At 33.4% G+C, this 6,575-nt stretch carries 9 protein-coding genes; all 9 read left to right on the top strand.

The window, feature by feature from the left end:
- The first annotated feature begins 445 nt into the window (after window positions 1-445).
- Complete coding sequence (locus tag BLT48_RS13600; protein WP_089978857.1) at window positions 446-829, top strand: type II toxin-antitoxin system RnlB family antitoxin; 384 nt, start codon at window positions 446-448, stop codon at window positions 827-829.
- A gap of 741 nt (window positions 830-1,570) precedes the next feature.
- The gene (locus tag BLT48_RS13595) at window positions 1,571-1,924 is read left to right on the top strand and encodes a plasmid mobilization protein (RefSeq protein WP_089978854.1); all 354 of its coding nucleotides are present in this window, start codon (window positions 1,571-1,573) and stop codon (window positions 1,922-1,924) included.
- Window positions 1,903-2,871 carry a relaxase/mobilization nuclease domain-containing protein gene (locus BLT48_RS13590; protein WP_176944169.1) on the top strand — a complete coding sequence of 323 codons (969 nt, stop codon included), beginning with the start codon at window positions 1,903-1,905 and terminating at the stop codon, window positions 2,869-2,871. Before BLT48_RS13595 ends, BLT48_RS13590 begins: the two co-directional genes overlap by 22 nt.
- Before the next feature lie 40 nt (window positions 2,872-2,911).
- Entirely contained in the window at window positions 2,912-3,199 is a 288-nt protein-coding gene (locus BLT48_RS13585) for a hypothetical protein (RefSeq protein WP_089974374.1), read from the top strand.
- 3 nt (window positions 3,200-3,202) lie between these two features.
- Window positions 3,203-3,721: a hypothetical protein gene (locus tag BLT48_RS13580; RefSeq protein WP_089974376.1), complete on the top strand. Its 519-nt coding sequence runs from the start codon at window positions 3,203-3,205 to the stop codon at window positions 3,719-3,721.
- A gap of 507 nt (window positions 3,722-4,228) precedes the next feature.
- Window positions 4,229-5,386 carry a RepB family plasmid replication initiator protein gene (locus BLT48_RS13575; RefSeq protein WP_035019986.1) on the top strand — a complete coding sequence of 386 codons (1,158 nt, stop codon included), beginning with the start codon at window positions 4,229-4,231 and terminating at the stop codon, window positions 5,384-5,386.
- A gap of 105 nt (window positions 5,387-5,491) precedes the next feature.
- A complete protein-coding gene (locus tag BLT48_RS13570; protein WP_244885839.1) occupies window positions 5,492-5,923 on the top strand; it encodes a DUF536 domain-containing protein in 432 nt (143 codons plus the stop codon).
- Between the two features lie 86 nt (window positions 5,924-6,009).
- Window positions 6,010-6,279 carry a type II toxin-antitoxin system Phd/YefM family antitoxin gene (locus BLT48_RS13565; RefSeq protein ID WP_035019984.1) on the top strand — a complete coding sequence of 90 codons (270 nt, stop codon included), beginning with the start codon at window positions 6,010-6,012 and terminating at the stop codon, window positions 6,277-6,279.
- Entirely contained in the window at window positions 6,272-6,532 is a 261-nt protein-coding gene (locus tag BLT48_RS13560; RefSeq protein WP_034545036.1) for a Txe/YoeB family addiction module toxin, read from the top strand. Before BLT48_RS13565 ends, BLT48_RS13560 begins: the two co-directional genes overlap by 8 nt.
- Window positions 6,533-6,575: the final 43 nt, after the last annotated feature.

Here is a 6,575-nt window from a genome sequence, read left to right as displayed (position 1 = left end):
GATGAAATGTTGATTATGGATTTTTAAGTTTTCCATCCTTAAAGTTATTAGAAGGTCACCTTAAATATATTATGAAAGATAAAGTCAATTCAATTAAAGGATGGAAACTTTAGTATGTTTATAAAAGATCCTTTAGAAAGACAAAAATATATCTTACATCCTGAATATGATTCATATTTTACAGCGAAACAAAAAAATGGCAGTCAATAATGCTTATACTGTTTTAACAATATTCATAGACATTCTATTTTCCATTGGGGAAATATAGATAGTCCCATTAAAGGCAGAGATACCACCATTGTACATGACAGACCTGATACAGCTCATGGTATTATAAACAATGCTTTAGACATTGTAAATTCCTACTATATGTAGTTAATAGTAGGAATTTACAATTAAAAATGTTTAACATATTGTTTAGTTTAAGTTTAAGGAGGAAGTAGCTATGAAAATGTACAAGATAATTAAACCAACTACACGTATAGATAATTATCAATGTATTGTAATGGCCACCTCTTACACTGATCCTTTAGAACAGATGGACTTAATTAGAAATCTTGAAAATGATCTTAGAGACTTAAAAATTTCCAAAGGTACAGTTGTTTTTGATTTATTAACTTGTATCGGTGATAATTTTGAACGATTCTCAACATTGTGTTTTGATGGTTATAAATTTAATTTAAATTCTTATGAAATTATAAATGTTCCTAAAAAAAGTATTCTCCGTAAAAATATGACTATTTTTTTCAATAAATTAGATAAACAATTAGAAAGTACCGTTTTAAATTCTACTCAGATTAAATTAATCCGTCATGGATTAACTATTTAATTTCAGAATAATTTTGAACGAAAAATAAACAGCAGGCCGAAATGAACCCATTTCAGGTCTGTTTTTTTGTTTAAGTAAACATTTAGAAAATATAAATTTTATTTTTATATTAGATATCGTATATTTTATTTGAACGAAGACACGCTGGGATACTTTTTTGACAAAAAAATCCTAATGAAGGACGTTTACAAACAGTAAATCGATCATTCATTTAAGACACTTATTTTCACCAAAATACTATTCGAAAAACGGTTGGTTCGCATAGTATTTTTAGAGGGGAGATCTGGCAAAAAACAGTCAGATCTATTGAGGAGCAAAGTTGAAAAACGGTGCTCTTTTTTGTCCGTTTGCGAGCAGCGAATCGGACAAAAAAAAACACATTGTTACCTGTCAAAAGACAGATAACAATGTGCTCCTTTGGGGTCTTAGGGGGAGCAGCGCATCCACCTAACAGGGAGTATTTGGGTACCAAATACGTAGCCTGTTGTATTTGGTGTTGTTGTATTTCTTGTTTTATGACCGAATAGGGAGTAACATAAGAAATACAACAACACCTTTTTTTGAAACGTTTTGACAAGGTGACCGAATAGGGAACGTTGGCAAATAAGTGGAGAAAAAAAGCACTGGTCTTAGGTCTGAAAGGCGACTGAATAAGGAGCGTTTTAGACCTAAGACCAGTTAGTCATGCAGCGAGAAATGGAGACCGAATAGGGAGCCATTTAGAGAGGAGAGACTACGTCCGTGAGCGAACAAAAAAAAGAGAACCGACGTGAAGAACGTCAAGTGAAATTTCGCGTGAACGAAGCCGAATATGAGAAGCTCAGCTACCTAGCGGAGCAACAAGGTATGAGCGTACCCAACTTTGTTAAAAGCAAGGCGAAAGGGACTCGCATGCGAAACCCGAAAATCGAGATTGAAGGAGCCAAAGAAATCGCTCGTCAGCTGCGGTATTACAATTCCAATTTGAATCAGTTAGTCAAATGGATTAACACGAATAAAGCTCTTTATGAACCCAACGAACTAAAAGCGATGGAACAGCAGCTATCCGGTATTCAGGAAGGAGTGAAAGGCCTTTGGGAGCAATTATCAAGATAGCGAGTGCCACTAAAAATGGTTCAGCGACGGTCAACTACATTGCGAGACAAGGAAAAATTGACGTCAATTTAACCAGTGCACACCTCACTCCATTAAATTATCAAGCAGCGAGAGAACAAATGCGCCAAACGCGAGACTTAATGGGCAAGACAAAAGGGCGTCAAGGCTATCACTTGGTCCAGTCTTTTGACGCGACCGATCAGTTAACGCCTGTAAAAGCCCATCAGTTCGGACAAGAATTCATGTCCGAATTAAGCAAAATGTATCCCGATCATGAAATTTATATGGCCACACATACCGATACCGACCATCCACACAACCATTTTATGATCAATGCGGTCAATAGTGAAACGGGAGCTAAAATGGCCATTAATCCTCCTGATATCTATGAAATGCATGAAATTAATAATGACATTTCAAAAAAGCATGACTTGGTAGAATTGACTAAAGCTAAAAACAAGGTCTATCCGACTGAAATAGCGGCTTATACTCAAACTGGGAAGCAATATGAACGGGATTTAGTCAAAGAAAAAATTTATCACGCGAGAGATCAAGCCCATTCCTATCCGGAATTTGAACACTTACTATCTGAATCAGATGTAACCCTTACTTCTGAGATTGGAAAAAGGGGCCAAACGATCCGACAAAAGTATGTGACTCACGATTCAGAAGGAAAACAATGGACGTTTACCGCCTCAAGATTAGGCGAAGACTTTAAAAAGGAGCCGATTACCCATGCCATCATGGAACACCAACGAAAACGAGACAAACAACAATCTGACAGAGAACAACTTGAGCGCAGCAACACCGAAAGATTACGAGGACTTACTGCTAGCGTACGAGAAGTTGCGGACGAAGTACGAGCAGAGCGCAGAACACATGAGTCTGCTCGTCAGCCACCTCAAAACTCTCCAAACGTCAATCGAGACTTCGGACCAGAACGGTAAAGAGCAACTGGCGTATCATCGGAGACAAGAACAAAAAAGAGTGGAGCAATTTCAAGCTTTACTGACTGAAAATGAGCATTGGAAACAACAAACAGCCGTTGATTTAAAAGATTATTCCCCTGAAAAAATGGAACAAAAGTTAGATAAAATCGTCCACCAACATTTAGGCAACTACCAAGAAAAATTAGATGCGGTCTTGCAGCAAGCGGACCAACAAGCAAAAAAAGAACGTCGGACCGATTGGATCGAACGAATCAGTATTTTAGGCATTGGGGCCGTTACCCTTTTAGCTATTTACGGGATGTTTTCGTTCTTTATGGGGATGTAGCTGATGGGATTATTTTTTATGAAACTCATGTGGCGTATTTTGCCCGTTTTAAGCGTTTTGGTCGTGTTGGGGTGTTCTTATCTGATTTGGAGAGTAAAACTTCACCAGTGGTGGAATTCTGGCCATTTAAAGCGCGTTAGCCTTGTATCTCTTACTTCTTTAGTGCTTTGTTTCAGTGTGCTGCTGTTATTAGGGTATTCAACTCAATCAAAACTGCCGTTTGGATCAAAAATTCAAGAAATCTCTGCTCAACAACAAACAGTAAAAGAACAAAAACAAGCAATTGAAGCGGAAAAAGTAGCAACTGAAGAAAAAGATGATCAAATTGAAGAAAAACTAGAAGCTGCTTTAGATGTGGCGGATAAAGAACGAATCTATCTTACTAATAAAAATGAATCAACTATCATTACAGAGGATTGGTTTTTAGAAAACAAACAATTAATTGATCAGTTATCAGAAGATACCGATCGTGAAGAGTATACGAACCGATTTAAGTCCGTTAGAGACGTTTTCTTGAACTAAAGGTCCTTTTTATCTGGGGTACCATTCAAACGTTGAATAGCGCTGTTTTTTGAAGTGTGGGGTATGCAATGGTTCGAACCGTCGAGCGTAAGTCGAGACACAAGACATTGAAGATGGGCTTAGTCTTTTGTCTGTTGTAACAATCGTACCTTTTTTTATACGTATAAAGTAACTATAAATAATTTAGTAAATTACTAATTTGTACCTTGGTTATGACTAAGTATTTTAGATGAATTATAACGAGGTTATTTTATATTTATCTTAAATACTTTGTCTTTTAAACCTTTTGGGACGAAAAAAAAGCCTTTATATCAGTACTTACAGCTATTAAACAACGAGGAAAAACTGTGCATTGAACGAGGAAAAACTGTGCATTGAACGAGGAAAAACTGTTTAAAAGACGAATTTTTTTTATTTTTTTCGTCTTTTGTTGTATGATAAATACTATAGATAATTTTTATTCTTTGAATTGGATTTTTTTTTATCAAAGAACAGGAGGATTGAATTATGCAAATTTCAGATCGCAATAAGTCTCAAAAGGTGATACATATGGAAGATTTATATCTTCAAAAAACAGTAGAACATAATGATTTGGTGACTAGTGTAGCTAAAATGGATAAAGTTCCTTTGAAATTTTTTGAGTTGGCAGTATCTTGTTTGAATACTGAAAATACTCCTGAAAATAATACGGTTTTTTTGTCGAAAAAAACTCTTTTTTCTTTTTTTAAAGCAGAAGATAATGATAAACATGCTCGGTTCAAAAAAGCTTTAACTACTCTTCATAGACAATCTATTTTTGAGGTTCAAGAAGTAAATACAAAAGGAAAATTAAATTTTAAAATTATTTCTCCTATTTCCAGTAGCGAATGGAATGATTATAATGATGTTGTAGCAATTAAATTTACAGAAGATATTATGCCCTATCTGATTGATTTAAAACGTAATTTTACCCAATATCTGATTACCGATATTATGGAATTAAATAGTAAATATAGTATTATTTTATATAAATGGTTTTCTATGAATTATAATCAATATGATACTTACAAAGATACAAGTAAACGTACGAAAAATCAGATTAATCAAATGAAAAATCCTTATATTGATATTCAAGAATTACGTAAAATGACAAATACTGTAAGCGAATATGATAGAATATTTGATTTTGAAAAAAATATTCTAAAAACAGCTTTAGAAGAAATAAATAAGCATACACATTTTTCTATTACTTATGACAAAATAAAAACAGGACGTTCGATTTCAGGAATTCAATTTTATATAGATAAAAAAGTTGCAAAAAATTCCTTACCTTATAAAGAGAATGATTCGGAATATATTAAAGATAAAGTACAACAAGAACAAGAACAGCAGGAGCTTTTTAATAAGGCTGTACAAAATAAATATACGACTATATTAGGAGAAAATTTATTGATTGGATTTCGAGATATGCAAGATGTTACTAAAATGGCTAATCTACAAAAGCAAGTCTATCCTCTTTATGACGAATTAAAAAAATTACGCGGGATGAACGGAGTTAAAGATCACGTTAGTTACGTAGCTAACCATAAAAATGGGGCGGAATCTCAATTGCAAAACATAGTGAAATATTTGAAACGTTCAATTGAGCAATATTTACAAATAGTAAAAATTCAAAATATAGATTAAAATAAAAAAGTTGGAATTATTAATAAGTAGTTTCAACTTTTTTCTGTGCTATCATATGAGATAGTATAGAGATATCATAAATATATCAGAAAGCGGTGAATGTTTTTGTCAGATAACCGTGTTCAAATCATTGTTAGAGCTACAAAAGAAGAAAAAGAAAAACTTAAAGAAATTGCAAAATCAAAAAAAAAGTCTATGAATCAATTAATCCTAGATAGCGTGATTAATATCGATAATGATAGCACGGATGATAGCGCGGAAAATATCAAAGATAGCTCCGTTGATAGCACGATTATCAATGTTTTTAAAGATCAATTAGAGAGTAAAGATAAGCAAATTGATAAATTACAAAATCTACTTGATCAACAACAACAATTATCCCTTCAAACGAATAAACATATTGAACAATTACAGTTTCAATTATCTAATGAAACTACAGAGCATTCGACTAATAATCCTCTAATTAATGATAATTTTGAGAACACTTCCGAAGATTTTCAAAAAAAAGGTTTTTTAGGTCGCTTTTTCAAAAAATGACTTAGTTTAAAATCAAATAACTAAAATTGACATATTGTACAAAATGTTGTACAATTGTGATATAGATAATAAAGGAGGTCAATATAATGGAAGCTGTTGCTTACTCAAATTTTCGTCAAAATTTACGTAGCTATATGAAACAAGTAAATGAAGATGCGGATACATTGATTGTAACGAACAAAAATGTTGAAGATACTGTTGTAGTCTTATCAAAAAGAGATTATGACTCTATGCAAGAGACATTACGAGTGTTATCCAATGATTATGTCATGGGTAAACTACGACGTGGGGATCAACAATTTTCTGAAGGCAATTTTAAAACTCATGAGTTAATTGAGGTTAGCTTAGATGATTAAAGCATGGTCAGATGATGCATGGAATGACTATATTTATTGGCATGAACAAGGAAATAAATACAATGTAAAAAAGATCAATAAACTGATCAAAGACATTGACCGAGATCCTTTTACAGGTATAGGAAAGCCTGAACCATTAAAGTATGATTTATCCGGTAAATGGTCACGAAGAATTACGGACGAGCATCGTTTGATTTATAGTGTAATGAACGAGACAATCTATTTGTATTCAGCAAAAGATCATTACAAATAGAGCTATTGCTGTCTTTAGTTTAACATGTCAATTTAAAGCTCCT

The sequence above is a fragment of the Carnobacterium viridans genome (assembly GCF_900102725.1).
GTDB lineage: Bacteria > Bacillota > Bacilli > Lactobacillales > Carnobacteriaceae > Carnobacterium_B > Carnobacterium_B viridans.
The sequence above is the reverse complement of the archived record's forward strand: the minus strand, read 5'-3'. Positions and strand labels throughout refer to the sequence as shown.

Coding starts and splice junctions, on each gene's coding strand:
- BLT48_RS13565 (WP_035019984.1), top strand. CDS start 6,010: ATGGAAGCTGTTGCTTACTCAAATTTTCGTCAAAATTTACGTAGCTAT.
- BLT48_RS13560 (WP_034545036.1), top strand. CDS start 6,272: ATGATTAAAGCATGGTCAGATGATGCATGGAATGACTATATTTATTGG.
- BLT48_RS13580 (WP_089974376.1), top strand. CDS start 3,203: ATGGGATTATTTTTTATGAAACTCATGTGGCGTATTTTGCCCGTTTTA.
- BLT48_RS13600 (WP_089978857.1), top strand. CDS start 446: ATGAAAATGTACAAGATAATTAAACCAACTACACGTATAGATAATTAT.
- BLT48_RS13575 (WP_035019986.1), top strand. CDS start 4,229: ATGCAAATTTCAGATCGCAATAAGTCTCAAAAGGTGATACATATGGAA.